Consider the following 23,387-nt stretch of genomic DNA (forward strand, 5'->3'; position numbering starts at 1 on the left):
CACCGTCCATGATGACACCCGCGTCTCCCGGCACCCCCGGCCCGGGCGGCGAGCCGGACCCCGCCGGGCGCTACACGGAGTCGGCGTTCGAGGGCGGATACGGAGGCCGCGCCGGAATCGCCCTGCCGGGAGACGGCAACGGCGGCAGGGCAGTGTCATGCAGCCACGACCGGAACAGGTCGTCCAGCGGCTCGGTCGCGAACCGGGCCACATGCGTCGTGAAGGCCGCCGTGGTGACCGTGCCGCCCCGGTGCACCGACGCCCACCCGCGGAGCATCCGGAAGAACGCGTCGTCCCCCAGCGCACACCGCACCGCGTGCACCAGCAGCCCGCCGCGCTCGTAGAGCCGGTCGTCGAACATCAGCTTGCGGCCCGGGTCGGACAGCCTCAGGTCCTGCGGCAGCGCGGACAGCTTGCGGTGCGAGAGGTCCGCGAGCGCCTGGGCGTTGCGCCCGCCGGACCGCTCCGACCACAGCCACTCCGCGTACTTCGCGAAGCCCTCGTTCAGCCAGATGTGCCGCCAGTCGGCGATGCTCACACTGTTGCCGAACCACTGATGGGCCAGCTCGTGCGCCACGAGCCGCTCCGAACTCCGCGCCCCGTCCACGTGGTTGGCGCCGAACAGGGAGAGCCCCTGTGCCTCCACCGGGACGTCCAGCTCCTCCTCGGTGACGACCACCGCGTACTCGCCGAACGGGTACGGGCCGAAGAGCTCCTCGAACAGCTGCATCATCGAGGGCTGCCGCGCGAAGTCCCGGGAGAACTCGGTGAGCAGGTGCGCCGGAACGTGCCCGGCCTGCGGGACACCGCCGAGACCCGGATCGCCGAGCAGCACGGTCTGGTACTTCCCGACGGACAGCCCGACCAGATAGCTGGACGTGGGCGCCGACTGCTCGTACACCCACGTCGTCGTGGACGCCTTGGTCGTACAGGTCAGCAGCCGGCCGCCCGCGACCACTGAGTACGCCGAGGGCGTGGTGATCGAGATCTGGTAGGAGGCCTTGTCGGCCGGGCGGTCGTTGCACGGGTACCAGGACGGCGCCCCGACCGGCTGGCTGGCCACCAGCGCCCCGTCCTCCAGCTCCTCCCAGCCGAGCCCGCCCCACGGGCTGCGCACCGGCTTGGGGTTGCCCGACCAGTGCACCTCCACGGTGAACGCGGCGCCGGCCCGGACCGGCTTCGGCGGGCGGATCCGCAGCCTGCCGCCGCGGTGCGTGTAGTGCGTCGCCCGTCCGTCGACCCTGACCCGGCCGATCCTGAAGTCGGCCAGGTTCAGCTGGAATTCGGCGACCGGCGACCGCCCCGCTATCGCGTTCAGGCGCGCGGTGCCGGACAGCCGGTTGGGTCCCGGACGGTAGTCCAGGGCGAGTTCGTACCGATGCACCCGGTAACGGGGATCACCGTTCGCCGGGAAGTACGGATCCGCTCCCACTGTCTGCTGAACCACTGAAGTGTCTGCTCCCTGCGCTGTGCTCGTACGGCGTGCCGGTGTTCCCTCCCCGGGCGCCGTACGGGCCGCGCCTAGGGACGCCATGCCTCGATCGGGTTGCCCAGCCAACGGGTGTCGTCGGGAACGGATTCCGCCGCCATGACGAGGGACGCGGGTCCCAGTGTGCTGCGCGCCCCGACGGTGCTGCCGGGCAGAACGATTCCGCCCGGGCCCAGCGTGGCGCCCTCACGGAGGACCACAGTATCCGTCCGCAAGATCCGGTCGTGGAAGAGGTGGGTCTGCAGCACACAGCCACGGTTCACCGTCGCCGCGTCCTCAAGTGTCACCAGATCCGTCTCGGGCAGCCAGTAGCTCTCCACCCAGACGCCCTTGCCGATACGGGCACCGAGGCCGCGGAGCCACAGGTTCATGACGGGAGTACCCGGCACGGACCCGGCCAACCACGGCACGGCGACGACCTCGACGAAGGTGTCGGCCAGCTCGTTGCGCCACACGAACCCGCTCCACAGCGGGTGCTCACCGGTGCGGTGGCGCCCCACGAGCACCCACTTGGCGATCACGGAAAGCAGCCCGGCGGCGGCCCCGGCGCCCAGCAGCACGATCCCGGCGAGCGCCCAGGCCCAGGCCCCGAGTGCGCTCAGCGCCGCCACCGTCAGCACGGCCAGCGCGGCCGAGCAGAAGACGGGCACGATCCGGCACAGCTCGACCAGACCGCGCGCCCACAGCAGCCGCGCCGGCGGGTCGTACGTACGGCTCTGGTCGCCGCCCTGCGTGGAGCGGGGCAGCTTGACCGGCGGCAGGCCGAGATAAGAGCTGCCCTTCTTGGCCTTCTTCGGCGTCGCGGACAGCACCCCGACCAGACCGCCGTCCGGCACGGAACGGCCCGGCGCGGTCATCCCGGAGTTCCCGAGGAAGGCGCGGCGCCCGATCTCCGCCCGCCCGATCCGCATCCAGCCGCCCCCGAGCTCGTACGGCGCGGTCAGTGTGTCGTCGGCCAGGAACGCGCCCTCGCCGACCGTCGTCAGGCTCGGCAGCGCGAGCACCGTCGACACCTCCGCGCCCCGCCCGATCCGCATGCCGAGCAGCCGCAGCCACACCGGTGTGGCCAGCCCGGCGTACAGCGGGAACAGCGTGTCACGGGAGCGGTCCATCAACTGCGTGACCGTCCAGGCCTGCCAGCCGATCCTGCTGTGCGTCGGATGCGTACCGGGCCGCAGCCCGAGACTGAGCAGCCGTACGTTGACCAGCAGGATCAGCGCGTAGGCGAGACCGAAGGCCAGCGTCGCCGGCACCAGCGCGACCGCGGCACCCCGCAGCGCGTCGCCGAGCCCGGCGTCCGGCGAGACGAAGACGCTCGCCACGAGCAGCGCGGCCAGACCGGCGACCAGCGGCAACGCGGAGAGTGCGAAGCCGGTCGCGCCGTACATCACGCGCCAGTACGTACCCCGCTGCGGGCGCTCCTTGGGCCAGTCCCGCTTGGCCTTGCCGAGCTTGGCCGCGGGCGCTCCGGCCCAGCGCTGGCTGGTGGGGATGTGTCCGGACACGGCCGAACCGGGGGCCACCTCGGACCGCTTGCCCACCCGGGCGCCCGGGAAGAGGATGCTGCGGGTGCCGACCACGGCGTGCGCGCCGACCTTGACCGTGCCGATCTCCAGCCGGTCACCGTCCAGCCAGTGCCCCGACAGGTCCACCTCGGACTCCACGGCGGCACCCCGGCCGAGCTTGAGCATGCCGGTCACCGGCGGCAGCGAGTGCAGATCCACCTCGGAACCGACCTTGGCGCCGAGCGCACGGGCGTACCGCTCCAGCCAGGACCCCGTCAGCGAGGTCGCCCCGCTGAACTCGGCCAGCCGCTCGGCCGTCCACAGCCGCAGATGCACGCTCCCGCCCCGCGGGTACCGTCCGGGCTTCAGACCGCGCAGCAGCAGCCGCGCACCGCCGGCCGCGATCGCGAGCCGCCCCGGCGGACTGAAGAGCAGCCCGGCCCCCGCCGCGACGACCCACCACGAGGCGGTCGGCACCCACGGATACGGACCGAACCAGTGCAGTACGTTGCCCAGCGCGGCCAGCGCCACGGTCCAGCGCAGCCCGAGCAGGGTGAACAGCGGGACGAGCACCAGCAGCTGAACGATCTTGGCGCGCAGGGGCACCGGCGGGATCTCGCGGGTGGCCCCGTCACTCTGAGCGGACTTCTCCAGATGCCGGGCAAGCTTGCGCAGCACGGGCTGCTGGTAGATGTCGACGACGGCGGCGCTGGGGTAGCGGGTGCGCAGCCGGGTGGTCAGCTGGGCGGCGGCGAGACTGCTGCCGCCGATCGCGAAGAAGTCGTCCCGCGCCGATCCGACGGGGATGCCGAGCACCTCGCTCCACTGCTCGGCGAGCCATGCCTCGGTGCCGTACAGCTGCTCGGCGGGTCCGCCGGTCTCCAGGCCCTCCAGGGGCCAGGGGAGGGCGTTGCGGTCGACCTTGCCCGAGGTCCGGGTCGGCAGGTCGGCGACCGGCGCGAGCAGCGGGACCAGGGCGGCGGGCAGCTCGGCGCGCAGCTTCTCGACGGCCGTCGCGTGGTCCCAGCCCTCCTGGGTGACGACATAGCCGACGAGCAGCTGGTTGCCGCTGCGGGCGGTACGGACCGCGGCCGCGGCACCCGCGACGCCGGGCAGTCCCTGGAGCGCGGTGTCCACCTCGCCCAGCTCGATCCGACGGCCGCCGAGCTTGATCTGCTCGTCGGCCCGCCCGAGGAAGACCAGCCCCTCAGGTTCGGCCTTGACCAGGTCACCGCTGCGGTAGGCGCGCTCCCAGCCGAGCGACTCGAGCGGGGCGTACTTCTCGGCGTCCTTCTCGGGGTCGAGATAGCGGGCCAGGCCCACTCCGCCGATCACCAGCTGGCCGCTGCCGCCCATGGGCACCGGTTCGCCGGAGTCGTCGACGACGGCCAGCTCCCAGCCGTTGAGCGGCAGCCCGATACGGATCGGCTCCTCGCCGGTCATCAGGGAGGCGCAGGCGACGACGGTGGCCTCGGTCGGCCCGTAGGTGTTCCAGACCTCGCGGCCCTCGGTGACCAGCCGCTGCACCAGCTCGGGCGGGCAGGCCTCACCGCCGAAGATCAGCAGCCGGACCTCGTTGAGAGCCTCAGGCTCCCACAGGGAGGCCAGCGTCGGCACGGTGGAGACGACGGTGATCTCCTGCTCGACCAGCCAGGACCCCAGATCGGCGCCGCTGCGCACCTGGGAGCGCGGCACGGGCACCAGACAGGCCCCGTACCGCCAGGCCAGCCACATCTCCTCGCAGCTGGCGTCGAAGGCGACGGAGAGACCCGCCATGACCCTGTCACCAGGGCCGATCGGGTCGTCGGTCAGGAACAGCTCGGCCTCGGCGTCCACGAAGGCGGCGGCGCTGCGGTGGCTGACGGCCACGCCCTTGGGCTTGCCGGTCGAACCGGAGGTGAAGATGATCCAGGCGTCGTGTTCGACACCGGGCCGCGCGGCAGACGTCTCGCTGCGGCCGTTGACGGTCAGCTCGTGCCCGGCGCCGACGACGGCCCGTACCCCGGCCTCGCCGAAGACCAGCTCGGCCCGCTCGTCCGGGTCCTCGGCGTCGACCGGCACATAGGCGGCGCCCGCCGCGAGGACGGCCAGGATCGCCACGTACAGCTCGTTGGTGCCCGAGGGGACCCGGACGCCCACGCGGTCGCCGAGGCCCACCCCGGCGGCGCTCAGCCGCCGCCTCAGGGCCTCGACCTCGACGGCCAGGGCGCGGTAGCTGAGGCAGCGGTGACCGTCGTCCAGCGCGGGCTCGTCGGGGTAGGCCCGTACGGACGCGTCGAGGATGTCGACGAGGGTGCGGGGCGAGGCGGCGGAAGCGGCGGTGAAGCGTGCCGGGTCGCCGAACTCCGCGCGTACCTCTTCGTCGAACAGCGCTAGTGCGGGTCCTTGCTCGAGGGCTGCCATCGGGTCCTCACGTGTCGTTCCCGGAATGTCCGGGGGAGCCGTCGGGCCCGCAGGTATGCCTGGGGATGTTCCGGTCAGCTCCGAACAAGCGTGTAATTTTAGTACGACGCTAGCCCCGGACCTGCGGCTCAGCCATGCGAGGAGGCCCCGGGAGGGGCTGGAGGGCCTGTGCGCCAAGGCTCTGACGTGGGGGTATGTCATCCTGACGAGATCTGCCCCACACATGGCCGTAACACCGTTGAGCCAGGGGTCGTAGACAATGAGTGAGGGCCGCGACCAGCCGGTCGCGGCCCTCACTCGTGCGATGTGTCCGAGGGGGGACTTGAACCCCCACGCCCGATAAAGGGCACTAGCACCTCAAGCTAGCGCGTCTGCCATTCCGCCACCCGGACAAGGTGTCTGTCGCGCGGGTTTCCCTCGCGGCGACGGAGGAAACATTACCAGGCTTTCGAGGGCCCCCGATCACGGGCCGGCGGGCGTGAACGACGTGTGACGGGCCTGGTCCGCCCTTGGGGTGGGCAGGGTCGGAGAGGGAGGATGGACGGACCGCCGACGGGAACACCGCCGGCAGGCAGCGTGGGAGGAAGCAGCGTGAGTGAGCCGGACAGGACCAGGAGCGTCACGGGTGAGGACGAGGTCGTCGACCTCTGCCGCGAGCTGATCCAGATCGACACCAGCAACTACGGCGACCACTCGGGCCCGGGTGAGCGCAAGGCCGCCGAGTACGTCGCCGAGAAGCTCGCCGAGGTGGGACTCGAACCGCAGATCTTCGAGTCGCACCAGGGCCGCGCCTCCACGGTGGTCAGGATCGAGGGCGAGGACCGCTCGCGTCCCGGGCTGCTCATCCACGGCCACACCGACGTCGTACCGGCCAACGCCCAGGACTGGACGCACCACCCGTTCTCCGGCGAGATCGCCGACGGCTGTGTCTGGGGCCGCGGCGCGGTCGACATGAAGGACATGGACGCGATGACCCTCGCGGTCGTACGCGACCGGGTGCGCAGCGGCCGCAAGCCTCCCCGGGACCTCGTGCTGGCGTTCCTGGCGGACGAGGAGGCGGGCGGCAAGTTCGGCGCCAAGCACCTCGTCACCAAGCACCCGGACCTCTTCGAGGGTGTGACCGAGGCGATCGGCGAGGTCGGCGGGTTCTCCTTCACGGTCAACGAGAATCTGCGGCTGTATCTCGTGGAGACCGCCCAGAAGGGCATGCACTGGATGAAGCTGACCGTGGACGGCACCGCCGGACACGGTTCGATGATCCACCGGGACAACGCGATCACCGAACTGTCCGAGGCGGTCGGCCGGCTCGGCCGCCACAAGTTCCCGGTGCGCGTGACGAAGACGCTGCGGCACTTCCTCGACGAACTCGGGGACGCGCTGGGCACCGAGCTCGACCCGGAGAACATGGACGCGACGCTCGCCAAGCTCGGCGGTATCGCCAAGCTCATCGGCGCCTCGCTCCAGAACACCGCCAACCCGACCCAGCTGGGCGCCGGTTACAAGGTGAACGTGATCCCCGGCCAGGCGACCGCCCACGTCGACGCCCGCTATCTGCCGGGCTACGAGGACGAGTTCCTCGCCGACCTGGACCGGATCCTCGGCCCGAACGTGAAGCGCGAGGACGTGCACGCCGACAAGGCGCTGGAGACCACCTTCGACGGGGCGCTGGTGGACGCCATGCAGACCGCGCTGTCCGCCGAGGACCCGATCGCCCGGGCCGTCCCGTACATGCTCTCCGCGGGCACCGACGCCAAGTCCTTCGACGACCTCGGCATCCGCTGCTTCGGCTTCGCCCCGCTCAAGCTGCCGCCGGAGCTGGACTTCGCCGGCATGTTCCACGGTGTCGACGAGCGGGTCCCGGTCGACGCCCTCAAGTTCGGAGTGCGGGTCCTGGACCGCTTCATCGAGGCGTCCTGAACCCCCGCTTCCTCGAAGCGTCCTGAATTAACCCGCTGAAACGACACTCCAATAATCGCCAGCGCGTACGGAGTCGACTGAGAAGAGTGAATGGGCTCATAAGCTCGTAGCCCTATTACTCCCTCCTCGTTACAGGTGATGCGATCCGCGGCTGGGATCGCATTGCCAACAAGGAGGAATAATGATCAAGAAGATCGTCGCCGCTGCTGCTGCCACTGGTGGCATCGTTCTCGCCGGTGCGGGTATCGCGGCTGCCGACTCCGGTGCTCAGGGTGCTGCCGTGCACTCTCCCGGTGTGCTCTCGGGCAACGTCATCCAGGCGCCCATCCACGTGCCGGTGAACGTCTGCGGCAACACGGTCTCCGTGATCGGGCTGCTGAACCCTGCCTTCGGCAACACCTGCACCAACGTCTGACGTTGTGCCCACCTCATGAGGGCCTGCACCCCATGAAGGCCTGAAAACCCATGAGGGTCTTGAGTCCGCGGCCCCGGAGCGCACGCCATGCGCTCCGGGGCCGCCGACATTCCGTGTTCGGCATTCCGTATTCCGCGCCCGCGCATCCCGGCGCGTGCGCGTTCCTGAAGCCGCAGGGCTCACAAGGATCACAAGGCAGGGAAAGCTATGCGACAGGTCACCCGCAAAGGCCTGATGACGGTGGCGGCCGCGACCGGCGTCCTCGCCGCCACCGGCGGTTACGCACAGGCCGACTCGGGGGCGCACGGCAGCGCCTCGGACTCCCCGGGCGTGCTCTCGGGCAACTCGGTGCAGGCGCCGGTGCACGCGCCGGTCAACGTCTGCGGCAACACCGTGAACGTGGTCGGGGCGCTCAACCCGGCGGTGGGCAACAAGTGCGCCAACAAGGGCGGCGGCTCCGGTCACCACCACTCCGGCGGCGGATCGCACGCCGGGGGGCACACGAGCAAGTCACCCGGCGTGGGCTCGGGCAACCACGTTCAGGTTCCGGTGGACGTGCCGGTCAACGTCTGCGGCAACAGCGTCTCCGTCGGCGGTGTCGGCAACGCGGCCACGGGCAACGACTGCTCGAACACCGGCCGGGGGCACGGGTCGACGCCGCCCGGCTACGGAGAGCCCAACCCTCCGGGAAAGCCCGGTCAGCCGGGTGACCCCGGGGACCCGGGTCAGCCGGGCAAGCCGGGGGAGCCCGGTCAGCCGGGACAGCCCGGGGACCCGGGCAACCCTGGTGACCCGGGTCGGCCCGGTGGACCCGACGGCTCCGACGGCTCTGACGGCTCCGACGGTCCCGGTGGACCGGGCCGGAACGGTGACGTGGACCTGGGCTCCTCGAACCCGAACCACCCGGGCGCCCAGGCCGTCTCGCAGCCCAAGGGCTCCGAGCAGCTGGCGCAGACCGGCAGTGAGCTGCCGCTCGGTCTCGCGCTGCCGGTGGGCGCGGGCGCGCTGCTGACGGGCGCCGTGCTCTACCGCAAGGCACGCGCCTCCGCGTGAGACGAGGCCATGACACGACAAACGGTGTCATGGCACCACAAAGGCCCCCAGGAGCAGGCGAACCCGCCCCCGCGGGGGTCGACGGAGCGGGCCCCGCACGCGCGGGGCCCGCTCCGTTTCAGCCGTCCCTCGTCACCACGTGGCACGCACCTGGCGGATGATCCGCCGGCGCAACCGCACTCTGCGGCTGCCGTCCCGGTGGAGGCTGAGGCGGTCCAACTCCCAGTGTCCGTACTCGGCATGGTCCGTCAGCAGTCGTGTCGCTTCCTTGCGGGAGACCCCGCGCGGCACGTACACGTCGACAAATTCGTATTCCGGCATCGCATCTATTGTGCGTGCGGAGGCCGTGTACGGATAGCGTCTGCACTATGTCTGATGCTGCGCAGCCCACCGCTGCCGAGGTACGCGCCGCCGCCGAGGCGGTCAAGGCCGCGCTCGACCGTCACCTGGCGGCGGTCGAGCGCAGGACGGGTGAGGACGACCCGGCCGTCTACGAGGCGTTCAACGAGCTGGCCGCGGCCGCCGAGGAGTACGACGAGCTCCTCTACGACCGCTATGACGAGGTCACTCCCTTCGAGATCCCCGGCACCGAGGACGCGCTGCCGTACACCGGGCCGGAGGAGCCCAACGCGCTGAGCGTGCTGATCCGCCGGGACTACACAGTGGTGGAGCCGCAGCGGCTGCTGGCGCAGGCGCAGCGGGTGGAGGCCGTGGAGGAGTCCGGGGCCGCGGCCGCGGGCTTCGACGCCGCTTCGGGGACCGTGCACGGTGCCCTGGGCGTCCTCTTCGGCGAGTTCGAGCCCGACGAGATCGCCTCCCGGCACAAGGAGTTCGGTCTGGAGGAGGCCGACTCCACGCTGTGGGTCACCGCGGCGGACGAACCCGCTGAGCCGGGCGAGTGGCTGGAGGCGCCGTTCGACCACGCCGATCCGCATCAGGTGGTGTGCCGCTTCGACGTCAGCGCCGTCTTCGACGAGGAGGCCGGGGCCGACCTCGACGACGACATCGAGGACGCCGCCGAGCCGGAACTCGACGAGGACGAGGACCTGGAGCCGCTCGACGCGGACCGCTGAGACCCCAGCCGGTTCACACCGGTTCACACCGGTTCTTAGGGTGGCGGTCGTCGGGCGAGGAGCCCGGTGACCGCCACCGGTGTGTCCGGGGCCCGGAGTTCGGGTTCGAGGCTGGGGCCCCGGACCCGTGGGCCCGGCTCGGAGCGGGGGCGTCAGCCGGCGGCCGGGGACCTGGGCTCTGAGCAGGGCCGGCGGCTGGGTGGTACGCGGCTTGGCGGCCACCTCGGCCACCTCGGCCACCTCGCGGTGTCCGGGCCCGGAGGTCGGGTTCGAGGCTGGGGCCCCGGACCCGTGGGGCCCGGGGCGCGGGCGTCAGCCGGCCGCCGGGATCTGGGTTCTGAGCAGGGCCGGCAGCCGGGTCGTGCGTGGCTTCGCGGCGACCTCCGCCACTGCGCGCGGTAGTGCCTGGTCCACGCCGTGGACCACGGAGAGGTGCTGCTCGGCGCGGCCGAAGGCGGTGTAGATCCAGGGCCGGGTGAGCGCCTGGGCGGCGTCCCCGGGCAGGACCACGACCGCGGCGGGCCAGCGGACGCCGACCGCCTGGTGCGCGGTGAGCGCCCAGCCGTGCCGCACGGTCTGCTCCACCCGCTCCTTCGGTACGACGACGGGGGCGCCCGCGCACTCCAGGTGCAGCCCGTCGGCGTCGGCCTTCACCACATGGCCCGGGACCGTGTGGCCCGGCGCGGGGGAGTACGCGATCCGGTCACCCGGGTCGAAGCCGCCGAAGCGGCCCGGGCCGGGGTTGAGCCGCTCCTTCAGCGCGGTGTTGAGCGCGCGTGTGCCCACCGCGCCGCCGTGGCCCGGGGTGATCACCTGGGTCTGCTCGGCCGGGATGCCGATGGCCCGCGGCACCGAGTCCGCGATCAGCTGCACGGTCCGGTGGACCGCCTCTCCGGCGTCGCGCACCGGGACGATCACGACCTCCTTGCCGGGGGCGGCCACCTGGTTCAGCTCGCCGATGCCGATGCCCGAGACCAGCTCGCCCACAGGGCCGGGGTCGGGAGTCCGCGAGGCGACCTGCGGGCACGCGCGCGCGGCGAGGAGATCCGCGAAGACCCGTCCGGGGCCCGCCGACCACAGCACCCCGGGATCCCCGCTCAGCACGAGCCGGGCCCCGTCGGGCAGCGACTCCGCGAGCATCGCCGCGCTCTCCACGTCGAGCTGCGGCGCGTCGAGCACGATCAGGAGGTCGGTCCGCAGCATGCCGTCCGTGTCCCGCCCCGGGCCCTCGGCCCCGGAGAGCAGTCCGCCGACGGTGGTCACGGCCTCGTGGGTCGCGGCGCCGCCGACCGTGCTGTCGTGCGGCTCGTCCGTGCCCCGCGCTTTCTCCCCGCTCGCGAGCAGCGCGGCGAAGCGGCGGCGGCCGTCCGGGGTGTGGGCGGCGGCGCACACCCGCAGGCCGAGGGACCTGGCGGCCGCGGCCAGGGCCGCCGGTTCCGCGCGGGACGCCTCGCCGCCGGTGTGCAGGACGAGGCCGTGGCCCGCGACCGCGCGGATCAGCTCGGCGGCGGAGCCGGTCGCGGCCGACTCCCAGTCCGCGGCCGAACCGTCTTCCTTGGGCAGTGCGTTGACCACCCGGGCGAGACCGTCGGCGAGGCTCTCCTCGGCGAGCGCGTACCGCTCAAGGCCGATGAGGACGCGGACCGGACGCTCCGCCTCGCCCTCTTCGTCCTCGCTCTCGTCCTCGCCCGCGGAGGGCACGGGAACCGGCGGTGTGCCGGGCTCGTCCAGCGCGTCCTGGAAGACCAGGGCGTCGCCCTCGGCGAGGGCGCTCTGCACGGCGGCATCGGGATCCGGCACCGAGCGCTGGGCGAGCGCGGTGTGGAGCGCCTGCGCCTCCAGGGCCGTGTGTCCGGCGAGGGCCGCCTGCTCCAGGAGCCAGACCGTGACCGCCCGGCCCCGCCGCTCGTCGTCGGGACCGCACTCCGCGCCGAGCAGTGCCCGGGCGAACCCGTCGGCCTGCTCGGGCCTGACCCCGGCCACGCGCAGCAACTGCCAGGGGTCCTCGCGCAGTTGCGTGTCGGCCCCCTCGCCAAGGGCGGCGGCGACCTGCGCCGCCAACGCCTCCGGGGCGCCGCCCTCGACGAGCACGGCCCGTACGGAGTCGACGGCCTCGGAGGTCACCGGCGCGGGTGTGGCGGAGGGCATGGCCTGCGGCTGCCGCACCGGCTCCGGCGCGGACCTGCGCGGCGCGGGCTCCGGCTCGGTGAAGACGCTCGCCGGGGGCTTCTCCCCGCTCTCCACCGCGCGTACGGCGGCGAGCAGCTCGGCGGCCTTGCCGCTCAGGCGCGCCCCGGCCTGGACCGGCCCCTCCTTCTCCGCCTTGCGCCGCTCGATCCGCTCCCGCAACTCCCGCTGCGCGGCCAACTCGGCCTCGGCCTCGGACAACTGGGCCGCGGTGTCGGCGGCGGCGGTGCCGTCGCCTGAACCGCCGTCCGCGGCCGGACCTTCCGACTCCGCCGGCCCGTCTTCACCGCTGCCGGTGTCCGTCGCGTCTGTCGTGTCCGTCGAGCCTGCGGCGGTTTCGTCGCCGGGGTCGGCAGTCGCGCGGCTCCCGTCCGCGGAACCCCCGTCGTCGTCGGCCCCCGGCCCGGCCCCGGGCCCCCCGGGCTCCGGGCCGGTCACCGGCTCGGTTTCCTCCGCGGCAGCGGGATCCGTGGTCACAGCGTGCTCCAGTCGTGATCGGGATAGTGGTGCACGGGCGCTGACACATCGTCGAGCGCTCGGCAGATCTCGTCAGGAAGACTAAGGGTCTCCACTGACAACGCGGCCGTGAGCTGCAGCGCGTTGCGCGCGCCTATGATCGGGGCGGCCACGCCGGGCCGGTCGCGGACCCAGGCGAGGGCCACCTGGAGCGGGGTCACCGCGAGGCCGTCCGCGGCCGTCGCCACCGCCTCCACGATGCGGCTGGCCGCGTCGTCCAGGTACGGCGCGACGAACGGCGCCAGCTGCTCCGACGCGCCCCGTGAGTCCGCCGGCGTCGCGTGCCGGTACTTGGCCGTCAGCACACCCCGGCCCAGCGGAGAGGACGGCAGCAGACCGATGCCCAGGTCCAGCGCCGCGGGCAGCACCTCGCGCTCGACACCGCGCTGCAGCAGCGAGTACTCCATCTGCGTACTGGCCAGCCGCGTGCGTGTTCCCGGCGCCGCGAGCTGCCAGGTGGCCGCCTTGGCGAGCTGCCAGCCGCAGAAGTTGGAGACCCCGGCATACCGTGCGCGGCCGCTGCTGACAGCGATGTCGAGAGCCTGGAGGGTCTCCTCCAGCGGCGCCTCGGGGTCGAAGGCGTGGATCTGCCACAGGTCCACATAGTCGGTGCCGAGCCGGGCCAGTGAGGCGTCGAGCGCGGAGAGCAGATGTCCCCGCGAGCCGTCGAAGCGCCGGTCCGGGTCGGGCACGCTCCCCGCCTTCGTCGAGATCACCAGATCCCGGCGCGGCACCAGCCCCTCCATGAGCTGCCCGAGGAGGTACTCGGCCTCCCCGTCCCCGTACACATCGGCCGTGTCGACGAGGGTCCCGCCCGCCTCCCAGAACCCCTTCAACAGGTCCGCGGCGTCGTGCTCGTCGGTGTCCCTGCCCCAGGTGAGGGTGCCGAGTCCGATGCGGGACACGCGAAGGCCGGTACGGCCGAGATGCCTCTGCTCCATGTGGGCTGAGATTACTGGCCACAAGTCGGTGTGTGGGGCCCTGTGGACAACCAGGATCACATGATCCCCAACCCGGTCCCTGCCACTGGGCCCACCGGCGCGCTAGGGTGCCGCACAAGGGACGTTACTGATCAGTAAGGGGAATCGGCCATGCAGCTCGGGATCAACCTCGGCTACTGGGGTGCCGGAATGGACGCGGACAACCTCGCCGTGGCCAAGGAGGCCGACCGGCTGGGCTACGCGGTCTGCTGGGCCGCCGAGGCGTACGGATCGGACGCGGCCACCGTGCTCACCTGGGTCGCCGCCCAGACCGAGCGCATCGACGTCGGCTCGGCCATCTTCCAGATCCCGGCCCGCCAGCCCGCGATGACGGCGATGACCGCCGCCACCCTCGACTCGCTCTCCGGCGGCCGTTTCCGCCTGGGCCTCGGCGTCTCCGGACCGCAGGTCTCCGAGGGCTGGTACGGCGTCAAGTTCGACAAGCCGCTGGCCCGCACCCGCGAGTACGTCGAGATCATCCGCAAGGCCATGACTCGCGAGCGCCTGTCGTACGAGGGCACGCACTGGACCCTCCCGCTGCCGGGCGGCCCCGGCAAGCCGCTCAAGCTGACCGTGCACCCGGAGCGCGAGCACATCCCGCTCTACATCGCCGCGATCGGCCCGAAGAACCTGGAGCAGACCGGCGAGATCGCCGACGGCGCCCTGCTGATCTTCCCGTCCGCCGAGCACCTGGAGGACACCGCGATCAAGCACCTGCGCGCGGGCCGCGAGAAGGCCGGGCTGACCATGGACGGCTTCGACGTCTGCCCGACGCTGCCGCTGGCACTGGGCGAGGACAAGGACGTACCGGCCCTGGCCGACATGTTCCGGCCGTACACCGCGCTCTACGTGGGCGGCATGGGCAGCCGCAAGCAGAACTTCTACAACCAGCTCGCGCAGCGCATGGGCTACGAGAAGGAGGCAGCCGAGATCCAGGACAAGTACCTGGCCGGCGACAAGGAGGGCGCGGCCGCCGCCATTCCGCAGCAGCTCATCGACCAGACCACGCTGCTCGGCTCCGTGGACCGCATCGCGGACCGCATGAAGGCCTACGCGGCCGCCGGGGTCACCACGCTGACGCTGGCCCCCGCGGGCTTCACGCTGGACGACCGGATCGCCTCGCTCCGGGCCGGGACCGACGCCCTGGAGCGGGCCGGACTCGCGTAACACCGCCCGCGGCGGGACGGGAGAGGTTCTGCGGCCGTGGTGGGGGCTCGGGGGGTCTTCCCCGCCACGGCCGTCACGGAGAACAACGCGCCACGGCCCGCTCGGTTACGCGCCTCTCATACCCCCTGCGTCCACCGTTCGGCGGAATTGTCCGACACAGGTGTTGCCGCGCCCCTGGCTGCCCATTTGACTCGTTCTTTGCGGAGTCCCGCACAGAGGTGGGAGCCCGCATGGAGGTGGCACACATGCTTTCGGCCAAGAGTCTTTTCCAGGAGATCGTCGACAACGACGAGTCGTTCCGGCTCTTCTGTTCCATCGCCGCCAGCGGGGAGACCCAGGGAGGCTGGGAGAACGCGCGGATCGCGGCCCTCGTCCCGGAGAGCGAGCGCGCCCTCGCACCCAAGATCACCCGGCACGGCGCCGACGAGGACAAGCACGGGCGGATCTTCAACGCACTCATGAAGAAGCGGGGCGTCACACCGGTGGAGGTGCCGCCCGAGACCGACTACACGATGCTCCTGGAGAAGCACGGCATCGGCCTCGCGCACGACAAGCTCAACCGCGACGAGCCGCTGACCGTGCAGGACATCGTCACGTATCTCTCCCACAGCAGGGTCACCGAGCAGCGTGCCGCGGACCAGATGGTGATGCTGCGCAAGGACTTCGGTGACCATCCGGAGATCGGCAAGGCCGTGCGGATGATCTCCAACGACGAGGACAACCACCTCGCGTACTGCCACGAGGAACTGCTGCGCTTCGCGGCCGCGGGCCACGGCCGGACCATCCAGCGGACCCTGCGCGACTGCGCGCTCGCCGAGATCGGCATCTACCGGGACGTCAGCCTCGCCGTGATGGGCCACATGGGGCGCATCCTCGGCTGGTCCAAGCCCAAGGCGGCGCTGCTCGCCGCGGGCATCCACGCCATGTACCTGTACGAGCGGGTCCTCGGCTGGCGGCGCATGGTCTCGCTGGCCCTGCCGGAGCGCCGCGACGCCCTGGGTGGCCCGGCGTCGGCGGCACCCGAGTTCGCGTGAGCGTGGCCCACGCGCGCGTGCTGCCTCGTACGCGGCACGCGCGCGTGGAGCCCGACGAGCGCGGCTACAGCCAGCCGCGCCGCTTGAAGAGCCGGTAGAGGAGCACTTCGAGCACGGCCATCAGCAGGATGACCGCCGGATAGGCCCACACCCAGTGCAGCTCCGGCATGTGGTCGAAGTTCATGCCGTAGATCCCCGCGATCATCGTGGGGACCGCGGCCATGGCCGCCCACGCGGAGATCTTCCGCATGTCGTCGTTCTGCCGGACGCTCATCTGCGCCAGATGCGCCGACAGGACGTCCGAGACCAGCCGGTCCAGGCCCTCCACGGACTCGTTCACCCGGGTCAGATGGTCGCTGACGTCACGGAAGAAGGGCTGTGCCTTGTCGTGGACGAACGGCACCCCCGGGCCGGAGACGCCCGAGCCCGCGAGGCGGGACAGCGGCACGGCCAGCGGTCCGGTGGCCCTGCGGAACTCCAGGATCTGCCGCTTGAAGGTGTAGATCCGGGACGCGGTGTGCCGGGAACCGCCGTCGTTCGGCGAGAACACCTCCGCCTCGACCTCCTCCAGGTCGGTCTGCAGTTCGGTCGCCACCTCCAGATAGTGGTCGACGGTGTCGTCGGCGATCGAGTAGAGCACCGCCGTCGGGCCCAGGCGCATCATGTCCGGGTCCTGCTCCAGACGGCGCCGTACGGCCTTGAGCGGCGAGCCCTCGCCGTGCCGCACGGTCACCACGAAGGAGTCGCCCAGGAAGAGCATGAGCTCCCCGGAGGAGACGGCGTCGCTGTCCGGCTCGTACGTGACCGGCTTGAGCACCACGAACAGGGAGTCGTCGTACACCTCCAGCTTGGGCCGCTGGTGCGCCTTCAGGGCGTCCTCGACCGCCAGCGGATGCAGCCCGAACTCCTCGGTCACGAGATCGAACTCCCGCTCGGTCGGCTCGTACAGCCCGATCCACACGAACGCGTTTCCCGAGGCACGCGCCGCGTCCAGGGCGTCCGAGAGGTCCTCGGGGCCCTCCGTCCGGTGCCCGTCGCGATAGATGGCACAGTCGACGATCACGGAGCGTATTCTCCCGCCGCCGACGACCCGGCGCACTCGGGCCGCGGCCTAGGCCGTGTCCGCAAAGTCCCGCCTGCCCGGCGACGCCTGGCACGCACTCTCGCCGCACCGGGCGCAGACCCAAGTACGTCCAGTACGAGGGACTCCGCCCGGCACACCGAGAGCACGCACCAGACGCCGCCGGGCCCGCCCTCCGGGCGGACGACGGGACTTTGCGGACACGACCTAGGCTGGGCCGCATGCCCACCTTGATCCTCGTCCGGCACGGACGTTCCACCGCGAACACCGCGGGACTGCTCGCCGGGTGGACGCCCGGCGTGGCCCTCGACGAGCGAGGGGCCGCGCAGGCCGCCGCGCTGCCCGGGCGTCTGGCGGAACTGCCGATCGCCGAGGTCGTCAGCAGCCCCCTGCAGCGCTGCCAGGAAACGATTCGGCCGCTCCTCGACGCCAGGCCCGACCTGCGGGTCCACTCCGACGACCGGATCGGGGAGGCCCACTACGGCGACTGGTCCGGGCGCAAGCTCGCCGAGCTGTCGGGCGAACCGCTGATGGAGGTCGTGCAGACGCACCCCTCCGCCGCCGCGTTCCCGGGCGGCGAGTCGATGCGCGCCATGCAGACCCGGGCGGCCGAGGCGGTACGGGAGTGGAACGCGCGCGTGGAGCGCGACCACGGCGGTGACGCGGTATATCTCATGTGTTCGCACGGCGACATCATCAAGTCTCTTGTCGCGGACGCCCTCGGACTTCATCTGGACCTCTTCCAACGGATCTCCGTAGAACCGTGTTCCATCACCGCGATCCGTTACACACGACTGCGGCCATTTCTCGTTCGCCTCGGCGACACCGGCGATTTCACCTCGCTCGCGCCGCGCGAGGAACCCCCGGCCGGGGACGCCACGGTCGGGGGCGGTGCGGGCGCACCGTGATCGTCGGCCGCAGTAGGGTGAAGCGGTCGAAGAAGCGCAGCAGTTGTCAGCAGCAGACGCAGTCGACGGCATAAGCAGTCGATCGATCCAATGGAGACAGGACGTGTCCCGTCAGGTGTTCCTCTACGATCCGCCGGACCGTTTCGTGGCCGGCACGGTCGGGCTGCCAGGGCGCCGTACCTTCTTCCTGCAGGCCTCCTCAGGACCCCGGGTGACCAGTGTGGCCCTGGAGAAGACGCAGGTGGCGGCGCTCGCCGAACGGATGGACGAGCTTCTCGACGAGGTCGTACGGCGTACCGGGGGCAGCGCTCCCGTCCCGGCGATGGCCCCGACGGAGGTCTCCGACACCGCCCCGCTCGAAGCTCCCGTCGAGGAGGAGTTCCGGGTCGGCACCATGGCGCTGGCCTGGGACGGTGACGAGCAGCGCATGATCGTCGAGGCCCAGGCGCTCGTGGAGCTGGACGCCGATTCGGAGGAGGACCTGGCCGAGGCCGAGGAAAGGCTCCTGCAGGACGAGGAGAACGGTCCGCCGATGCTGCGGGTCCGCCTCACCGGCGCCCAGGCCCGTGCCTTCGCCAAGCGCGCCCTGGACGTCGTGAACGCCGGCCGGCCGCCCTGTCCGCTGTGCAGTCTCCCGCTAGACCCGGAAGGACACGTATGTCCGCGCCAGAACGGATACCGCCGCGAAGCGTGACCACGGCCGAGCTGCTCGCCGAGGGTGAGCTTTCCGTGCGCGGACGCATCCGTGAGGCCTCCAACGCGGTGCTGCTGTGCGATGTGACGTACGAGGGACAGAAGGCTTCCTGCGTCTACAAGCCGGTCGCCGGCGAGCGCCCGCTGTGGGACTTCCCCGACGGCAACCTCGCCCAGCGGGAGGTCGCCGCCTACGAAGTGTCCGAGGCGACCGGCTGGGGGCTCGTCCCGACCACGATCCTGCGGGACGGGCCGTACGGCGAGGGCATGTGCCAGCTGTGGATCGACCCGGTGTCCGAAGGCGCGGAGCTGCTCGCGCTGGTCGACAACGAGGAGCCCGGCGAGGGCTGGAAGGCCGTCGGGTTCGCCGAGGTCGGCGAGGGGCGCACCGCGCTGCTCGTGCACGCCGACGACGAGCGGCTGCGCCGGCTGGCCGTCCTCGACGTGGTGATCAACAACGGTGACCGCAAGGGCGGGCATCTGCTGCCCGCGCCAGAGGGCCGGCTGTTCGGGATCGACCACGGGGTCACCTTCAACGCCGAGAACAAGCTGCGGACGCTGCTGTGGGGCTGGGCGGGGGAGAAGCTCACCCGCGAGGCCGTGGAGGTCCTGGAGCGGCTCAGGGGTGCCCTGGACGCGGCGCTGGGCGTGCGCCTGGGGGAGCTGATCACCGCGGCCGAACTGGACGCCACGCGCGCGCGTGTGGCCGGTCTGCTCGCCTCCGGGCGGCACCCGGAGCCCTCGGGGGACTGGCCCGCGATCCCCTGGCCGCCCGTCTGACGGAGGGCGCACATCCCGGAACCGTACGCAAGAGGGCCTTCCCGGCCATCTGGCCTGGTCCGGTTCGTATACGGAACATCCGTCCGGTTAGGCTCATGACATGCATGCCTGGCCCGCTTCCGACGTCCCTGCCCTGCCCGGCAAGGGCCGCGACCTCCGGATCCACGACACCGCGACCGGTGGCCTTGTGACCCTCGACCCCGGTCCCGTCGCCCGTATCTACGTCTGCGGCATCACTCCGTACGACGCGACCCATCTGGGTCACGCGGCGACCTACAACGCGTTCGACCTCGTTCAGCGCGTGTGGCTCGACACCAAGCGGCAGGTTCACTACGTCCAGAACGTGACGGACGTCGACGATCCGCTGCTGGAGCGCGCCGCGCGGGACGACGTCGACTGGGTCTTCCTCGCCGAGAAGGAGACGACCCTCTTCCGCGAGGACATGACCGCCCTGCGGATGCTGCCCCCGAAGCACTACATCGGCGCCGTCGAGGCCATACCCGGGATCGTCCCGCTGGTCGAGCGGCTGCGGGACGCGGGTGCGGCGTACGAGCTCGAAGGGGACGTCTACTTCTCCGTCGAGTCCGACCCGCACTTCGGCCGGGTGTCCAACCTGGACGCGGCGGCGATGCGGCTGCTGTCCGCCGAGCGCGGCGGCGACCCGGACCGTCCGGGCAAGAAGAACCCCCTCGACCCGATGCTGTGGATGGCCGCCCGCGAGGGCGAGCCGAGCTGGGACGGCGCCTCGCTCGGGCAGGGCAGGCCCGGCTGGCACATCGAGTGCGTCGCGATCGCCCTCGACCACCTGGGCATGGGCTTCGACGTGCAGGGCGGCGGCTCCGACCTCGCCTTCCCGCACCACGAGATGGGCGCCTCCCACGCGCAGGCGCTGACCGGCGAGTTCCCGATGGCCAAGGCGTACGTGCACGCCGGCATGGTCGCGCTCGACGGCGAGAAGATGTCCAAGTCCAAGGGCAATCTCGTCTTCGTGTCGACGCTCCGGCGCGAGGGGGTCGACCCGGCGGCCATTCGGCTCGCCCTGCTCTCGCACCACTACCGGGCCGACTGGGAGTGGACCGACCAGGTCCTCCAGGACGCCCTCGCGCGCCTGGAGCGCTGGCGGGCCGCCGTGTCGCGGCCCGACGGCCCGTCCGCCGAGGCACTCGTCGAGGAGATCCGTGAGGCCCTCGCGAACGACCTGGACGCGCCGGCCGCGCTCGCGGCCGTCGACCGCTGGGCCGTGCTCCAGGCCGAGAAGGGCGGCACGGACGAGGGCGCCCCCGGCGTCGTCTCCCGTGCCGTGGACGCCCTGTTGGGCGTGGCCCTCTAGCAACGCCGGGCGCCGGACGGGTCGTTGCCCGTCCGGCGCCCTCTGTGCGGTGGGCCGGCCGTCCTGCTGCTCGGCGCTACTTGCCCACGACGACGGCCTACTTGTTCACGATGACGGCCTGGATCGTGTTGCTCGTGGAGTCGTAGATCCCGATGACCTGCTGGCCGAACGCGAAGGCCTCCTGGACCTCGTCGTGCGTCACCTGGTTCGGGTTGACCAGCGGACGCCAGCCCTGGTCGATGTACAGGTAGAGGATCGACGGCTGGCCCGGCAGCGGTGTGACGACGTCCCAGAAGTGCTCGGCCACACCGCTCGTCAGCGCCGCGGCCTCGACCGCGCTGCGCACGATCAACGGCTGGCCCTGGCCCTGCTGCTGCCCCGGCTGTTGCTGACCGCCGAGCTGGTGAAGCAGCTGCTGGAACGGCTGCTGCTGGCCGAGCTGCTGGAGCTGCTGCTGCAGGTGCTGCGGAATCTGGTGCTGCGGGTGCTGGGGAATCTGCTGCTGGCCGATGCCCTGCTGTCCGAAGCTCTGCTGGCTGGTGCCCTGTTGACCGAAGGGCTGCTGCTGGCCCATGCCCTGCTGGCCGAACGGCTGCTGCATCTGCTGTCCGAAGGGCTGCTGTTGCTGCTGCCCGAACGGCATCTGCTGGCCGTAGCCCTGCTGTTGGCCCTGCCCCTGCTGCGGGGGAGCCGTGCTCGGGCCCTGCTGCTGACCTTGCCGGCCCTGGAGTTGGCCCTGCTGGCCCTGTTGGCTCATCTGCGGGGTGGTGCTCATGCGGGTGCCACCTTCCCTCAATCGTTGAGCGATGGTCGGTCGTTGAGTGTTGGTCGTTGCGCGATGGTCGGTCCTGTGCGGGACGCCCGGTCCGCGGAACGGCCGGTCGCGTCAGCCCGTGACGACCAGGCCGACGATCTCGTCGTCCGAGAACCAGACACGTACGTCGGGCCGTCCGCCCGCGAAGGCGGAGTGCACCGCCTGGCGGATCTCGGCGGACGGGTTGTTCAGGCTCCGCCAGCCGCCGGCCACGAACAGCCGGAGCCTGGGCGGGAGTTCACGGGGATACGGCAGCAACTCGTCCCAGTACCGCTCGGCCTGGCCCGAGCCGACCGCCTCCGGCAGCAGATGGGCGACCGCCGCCTTGATGTCGGGCCGGTTGCCGATCCGCTGCGACGCGGGCCGGCCCGGCGCGTCCTGCTGCGGCGAGCCCGTGGCCCGCAGCAGCCGGCGCGCCCGCTCCGGGTCCATCGGTTCCTGGCCGACTGCCCTGAGCATGCCCTGCAGCGCGGCCAGGGCGCCCACCACCAGCGGGGAGGCGGAGGAGGTCCCGGAGAACGTGTCGGTGAACCAGGCGATCTCCTCGGCGCCGCCCTGCAGATCACCGGGCTTGTCCCAGAAGCCGCCGGTCGTGGTGACCTCACGGCCCCAGCCCTGCGCGTCCACCCGCGCCCCGTAGTTGGAGAACGCAAGACGCGAGCGGTCCGGGCCGTGGTCGCGGCCGTGGGTCCCGGGCGGCGGTGCGCCCGCGCCGACCACGATCGCGCCGGAGGACTGGTTGGACGGGTTGAACGGGTTGCGCCACCACTCCGGGAACTCGTCGGGCCGGCGCTCGTACACCGCGTCGTCCAGCGACTCCCCGCCGTTGCCCGCGGCCTCCACCACCAGGACGCCCTTGGCGGTGGCGTACCGGATGGCCGCGAAGTCGTCCGGCCACCATTCCAGGGCGACGTAGCCGCGCTGGTCGTCGCGCACCGCGAAGTCGAACCGCGGTCCAGGGCTGTGCAGTTCGATCAGGATGATGTCCCCGGCGCCGAGCCGGTCGGCCGCCGCGTGGATCGCGGCCGCGGAGCCGATGCCGTGGAACGACGCGGCGGCGGTCACCGCGTCCGGCACGATGCCGGTGATCCCGTACTCGTTGCGGTCGCCGCCGATCACACCGATGACGGCGGTGCCGTGGTTGCGCCAGGCCAGGTCCTGGATCGGGGTGCCGACCACGACACCCGCGAGTTTCGCGGCCAGGTCCTCGTGGCCGAGCTGCCAGGCGCCCTCCACGTCGATCACGGTGACGCCCTGGCCGGAACCGCCGGGCCGCTGCCAGGCCCAGTGCGCGTCGACGCCCTCGGGCGCGGGGCGCAGATAGCCCTGGCGGCTGGTGAAGTCGGGGGTGACGGGGGCGCCTTCCTTGCGCCGCCGGCTCTCGTCGGTGCTGTGTCCCACGGATCCCACCGAGGCCGGTACGGCACCCGGTTTCACATACGCCGTGGCGATCTCGGGCAGTGCCGCGATCCGCGCACGCAGCTCCTGGGCGCGGCTCTCGACGCCGCGTACCCGGTAGAAGAGTCCCAGGTCGGGAAGTGTCTCGACGCCCGGGGACGAGGGCTGGGCCGCCGACTGCAGGCGCTCCTCGCTGCCGAACAGCGGTTGGAGGGCGAGCTGTTCGTCGCTGAGGAACATGTTCAGTGCCGACACGTCGGCGCCGGCCGCCGAACGGACACCTTCGGCCTCGGCGCGGAGCCGGGCCTCGGGCCGTGCGACGACGATGAGTTCCTGCTCGGCTCCTCGGTAGGTGAATCCCGCTCCGTCGGGCCCTGGCCCGGACGCTCCCGGGCCCTGCGCGGGCTGTGCCTGGTCGGTCATCGCGTGCCGCTCCCTTCGGTCCGTGCGGGTGCAAGTGCAGGCTTCGGGGCACACCTTGCTCCTCCCGGACCCACTCGTCCACCCCCGAGTTCGCCAACTGCGTTTGAAAACAAGTTGAATTGGGTACCGTGCGCAATCCGTCCTGAAACAGATGTCACGCCACAATCCGGCCAAAGACTGCGGAGACGGTTGTCGTGTGATGGGGTGACAGCGTCTGTTGA

At 71.7% G+C, this 23,387-nt stretch carries 18 protein-coding genes and 1 tRNA gene; 10 read left to right on the plus strand and 9 right to left on the minus strand.

Annotated elements, in window-relative coordinates; genetic code table 11:
• Positions 1–70 precede the first annotated feature (70 nt).
• The 3 genes from ACFWXQ_RS13855 to ACFWXQ_RS13865 form a co-directional block, all read right to left on the minus strand.
• Positions 71–1,534 (minus strand): M1 family metallopeptidase, encoded by a 1,464-nt coding sequence (locus ACFWXQ_RS13855; RefSeq protein ID WP_383948506.1) that lies wholly within the window; start codon positions 1,532–1,534, stop codon positions 71–73.
• Positions 1,522–5,397 (minus strand): Pls/PosA family non-ribosomal peptide synthetase, encoded by a 3,876-nt coding sequence (locus ACFWXQ_RS13860; protein ID WP_383948509.1) that lies wholly within the window; start codon positions 5,395–5,397, stop codon positions 1,522–1,524. Before ACFWXQ_RS13860 ends, ACFWXQ_RS13855 begins: the two co-directional genes overlap by 13 nt.
• Positions 5,398–5,704: 307 nt before the next feature.
• Positions 5,705–5,789: transfer RNA gene (locus tag ACFWXQ_RS13865), tRNA-Leu, on the minus strand.
• Between the two features lie 145 nt (positions 5,790–5,934).
• On the opposite strand from ACFWXQ_RS13865, the gene ACFWXQ_RS13870 reads away from it, so the two are divergent.
• The 3 genes from ACFWXQ_RS13870 (at position 5,935) to ACFWXQ_RS13880 (ending at position 8,782) form a co-directional block, all read left to right on the plus strand.
• A complete protein-coding gene (locus ACFWXQ_RS13870; RefSeq protein ID WP_383957395.1) occupies positions 5,935–7,314 on the plus strand; it encodes a M20/M25/M40 family metallo-hydrolase in 1,380 nt (459 codons plus the stop codon).
• A 181-nt stretch (positions 7,315–7,495) separates the two neighbouring features.
• Positions 7,496–7,729, plus strand: coding sequence for a chaplin ChpH (gene chpH, locus ACFWXQ_RS13875; protein WP_055613317.1), 234 nt, complete (start codon positions 7,496–7,498; stop codon positions 7,727–7,729).
• 207 nt (positions 7,730–7,936) lie between these two features.
• The gene (locus ACFWXQ_RS13880) at positions 7,937–8,782 is read left to right on the plus strand and encodes a chaplin family protein (protein WP_383955211.1); all 846 of its coding nucleotides are present in this window, start codon (positions 7,937–7,939) and stop codon (positions 8,780–8,782) included.
• Positions 8,783–8,914: 132 nt separating this feature from the next.
• Here ACFWXQ_RS13880 and ACFWXQ_RS13885 read toward each other — a convergent pair whose 3' ends face one another.
• Positions 8,915–9,103 (minus strand): DUF5703 family protein, encoded by a 189-nt coding sequence (locus ACFWXQ_RS13885; RefSeq protein WP_005319466.1) that lies wholly within the window; start codon positions 9,101–9,103, stop codon positions 8,915–8,917.
• Positions 9,104–9,150: 47 nt separating this feature from the next.
• On the opposite strand from ACFWXQ_RS13885, the gene ACFWXQ_RS13890 reads away from it, so the two are divergent.
• On the plus strand, positions 9,151–9,855 hold the full coding sequence (locus ACFWXQ_RS13890) for a hypothetical protein (RefSeq protein ID WP_383955214.1): 705 nt from the start codon (positions 9,151–9,153) through the stop codon (positions 9,853–9,855).
• A gap of 312 nt (positions 9,856–10,167) precedes the next feature.
• Here ACFWXQ_RS13890 and ACFWXQ_RS13895 read toward each other — a convergent pair whose 3' ends face one another.
• Both ACFWXQ_RS13895 and ACFWXQ_RS13900 read right to left on the minus strand, forming a co-directional pair.
• Positions 10,168–12,519 (minus strand): helix-hairpin-helix domain-containing protein, encoded by a 2,352-nt coding sequence (locus ACFWXQ_RS13895; protein WP_383955217.1) that lies wholly within the window; start codon positions 12,517–12,519, stop codon positions 10,168–10,170.
• The gene (locus tag ACFWXQ_RS13900) at positions 12,516–13,499 is read right to left on the minus strand and encodes an aldo/keto reductase (RefSeq protein WP_383955220.1); all 984 of its coding nucleotides are present in this window, start codon (positions 13,497–13,499) and stop codon (positions 12,516–12,518) included. Before ACFWXQ_RS13900 ends, ACFWXQ_RS13895 begins: the two co-directional genes overlap by 4 nt.
• Before the next feature lie 150 nt (positions 13,500–13,649).
• Between ACFWXQ_RS13900 and ACFWXQ_RS13905 the strand changes: the two genes are divergently transcribed.
• Both ACFWXQ_RS13905 and ACFWXQ_RS13910 read left to right on the plus strand, forming a co-directional pair.
• Positions 13,650–14,705, plus strand: a complete 1,056-nt coding sequence (locus ACFWXQ_RS13905; protein ID WP_383955224.1) for an LLM class F420-dependent oxidoreductase — start codon at positions 13,650–13,652, stop codon at positions 14,703–14,705.
• 245 nt (positions 14,706–14,950) lie between these two features.
• Entirely contained in the window at positions 14,951–15,739 is a 789-nt protein-coding gene (locus ACFWXQ_RS13910; RefSeq protein ID WP_383955227.1) for a ferritin-like domain-containing protein, read from the plus strand.
• Between the two features lie 64 nt (positions 15,740–15,803).
• Here the strand turns inward: ACFWXQ_RS13910 and corA are convergent, their stop codons facing one another.
• On the minus strand, positions 15,804–16,802 hold the full coding sequence (corA, locus tag ACFWXQ_RS13915; protein ID WP_384094239.1) for a magnesium/cobalt transporter CorA: 999 nt from the start codon (positions 16,800–16,802) through the stop codon (positions 15,804–15,806).
• Between the two features lie 239 nt (positions 16,803–17,041).
• Here corA and ACFWXQ_RS13920 point away from each other — a divergent pair, with 239 nt between their 5' ends.
• The 4 genes from ACFWXQ_RS13920 (at position 17,042) to mshC (ending at position 20,531) form a co-directional block, all read left to right on the plus strand.
• Positions 17,042–17,728 carry a histidine phosphatase family protein gene (locus tag ACFWXQ_RS13920; protein ID WP_383956715.1) on the plus strand — a complete coding sequence of 229 codons (687 nt, stop codon included), beginning with the start codon at positions 17,042–17,044 and terminating at the stop codon, positions 17,726–17,728.
• A gap of 103 nt (positions 17,729–17,831) precedes the next feature.
• A complete protein-coding gene (locus tag ACFWXQ_RS13925) occupies positions 17,832–18,422 on the plus strand; it encodes a DUF3090 domain-containing protein (protein WP_055613325.1) in 591 nt (196 codons plus the stop codon).
• The gene (locus ACFWXQ_RS13930; protein WP_383956712.1) at positions 18,386–19,201 is read left to right on the plus strand and encodes an SCO1664 family protein; all 816 of its coding nucleotides are present in this window, start codon (positions 18,386–18,388) and stop codon (positions 19,199–19,201) included. The genes ACFWXQ_RS13925 and ACFWXQ_RS13930 overlap by 37 nt, the downstream gene beginning before the upstream one ends.
• A gap of 100 nt (positions 19,202–19,301) precedes the next feature.
• A complete protein-coding gene (mshC, locus tag ACFWXQ_RS13935) occupies positions 19,302–20,531 on the plus strand; it encodes a cysteine--1-D-myo-inosityl 2-amino-2-deoxy-alpha-D-glucopyranoside ligase (protein ID WP_384094244.1) in 1,230 nt (409 codons plus the stop codon).
• A 97-nt stretch (positions 20,532–20,628) separates the two neighbouring features.
• On the opposite strand, the gene ACFWXQ_RS13940 is transcribed toward mshC, so the two are convergent.
• Positions 20,629–21,306 (minus strand): hypothetical protein, encoded by a 678-nt coding sequence (locus ACFWXQ_RS13940; RefSeq protein ID WP_383951391.1) that lies wholly within the window; start codon positions 21,304–21,306, stop codon positions 20,629–20,631.
• Positions 21,307–21,417: 111 nt separating this feature from the next.
• Complete coding sequence (locus tag ACFWXQ_RS13945; RefSeq protein WP_383951394.1) at positions 21,418–23,166, minus strand: S8 family peptidase; 1,749 nt, start codon at positions 23,164–23,166, stop codon at positions 21,418–21,420.
• Positions 23,167–23,387 lie beyond the last annotated feature (221 nt).

It is taken from the genome of Streptomyces sp. NPDC058697, assembly GCF_042715345.1.
GTDB classification, from domain to species: domain Bacteria; phylum Actinomycetota; class Actinomycetes; order Streptomycetales; family Streptomycetaceae; genus Streptomyces; species Streptomyces liliifuscus.

What these genes read in the sequence shown, in the direction of transcription:
- ACFWXQ_RS13890 (WP_383955214.1), top strand. Translation starts at nt 9,151, where the DNA reads ATGTCTGATGCTGCGCAGCCCACCGCTGCCGAGGTACGCGCCGCCGCC.
- ACFWXQ_RS13920 (WP_383956715.1), top strand. Translation starts at nt 17,042, where the DNA reads ATGCCCACCTTGATCCTCGTCCGGCACGGACGTTCCACCGCGAACACC.
- ACFWXQ_RS13855 (WP_383948506.1), bottom strand. Translation starts at nt 1,534, where the DNA reads ATGGCGTCCCTAGGCGCGGCCCGTACGGCGCCCGGGGAGGGAACACCG.
- mshC (WP_384094244.1), top strand. Translation starts at nt 19,302, where the DNA reads ATGCATGCCTGGCCCGCTTCCGACGTCCCTGCCCTGCCCGGCAAGGGC.
- ACFWXQ_RS13870 (WP_383957395.1), top strand. Translation starts at nt 5,935, where the DNA reads ATGGACGGACCGCCGACGGGAACACCGCCGGCAGGCAGCGTGGGAGGA.
- ACFWXQ_RS13945 (WP_383951394.1), bottom strand. Translation starts at nt 23,166, where the DNA reads ATGACCGACCAGGCACAGCCCGCGCAGGGCCCGGGAGCGTCCGGGCCA.
- ACFWXQ_RS13910 (WP_383955227.1), top strand. Translation starts at nt 14,951, where the DNA reads ATGCTTTCGGCCAAGAGTCTTTTCCAGGAGATCGTCGACAACGACGAG.
- ACFWXQ_RS13880 (WP_383955211.1), top strand. Translation starts at nt 7,937, where the DNA reads ATGCGACAGGTCACCCGCAAAGGCCTGATGACGGTGGCGGCCGCGACC.
- ACFWXQ_RS13905 (WP_383955224.1), top strand. Translation starts at nt 13,650, where the DNA reads ATGCAGCTCGGGATCAACCTCGGCTACTGGGGTGCCGGAATGGACGCG.
- ACFWXQ_RS13885 (WP_005319466.1), bottom strand. Translation starts at nt 9,103, where the DNA reads ATGCCGGAATACGAATTTGTCGACGTGTACGTGCCGCGCGGGGTCTCC.
- ACFWXQ_RS13930 (WP_383956712.1), top strand. Translation starts at nt 18,386, where the DNA reads ATGTCCGCGCCAGAACGGATACCGCCGCGAAGCGTGACCACGGCCGAG.
- ACFWXQ_RS13900 (WP_383955220.1), bottom strand. Translation starts at nt 13,499, where the DNA reads ATGGAGCAGAGGCATCTCGGCCGTACCGGCCTTCGCGTGTCCCGCATC.
- ACFWXQ_RS13940 (WP_383951391.1), bottom strand. Translation starts at nt 21,306, where the DNA reads ATGAGCACCACCCCGCAGATGAGCCAACAGGGCCAGCAGGGCCAACTC.
- ACFWXQ_RS13860 (WP_383948509.1), bottom strand. Translation starts at nt 5,397, where the DNA reads ATGGCAGCCCTCGAGCAAGGACCCGCACTAGCGCTGTTCGACGAAGAG.
- chpH (WP_055613317.1), top strand. Translation starts at nt 7,496, where the DNA reads ATGATCAAGAAGATCGTCGCCGCTGCTGCTGCCACTGGTGGCATCGTT.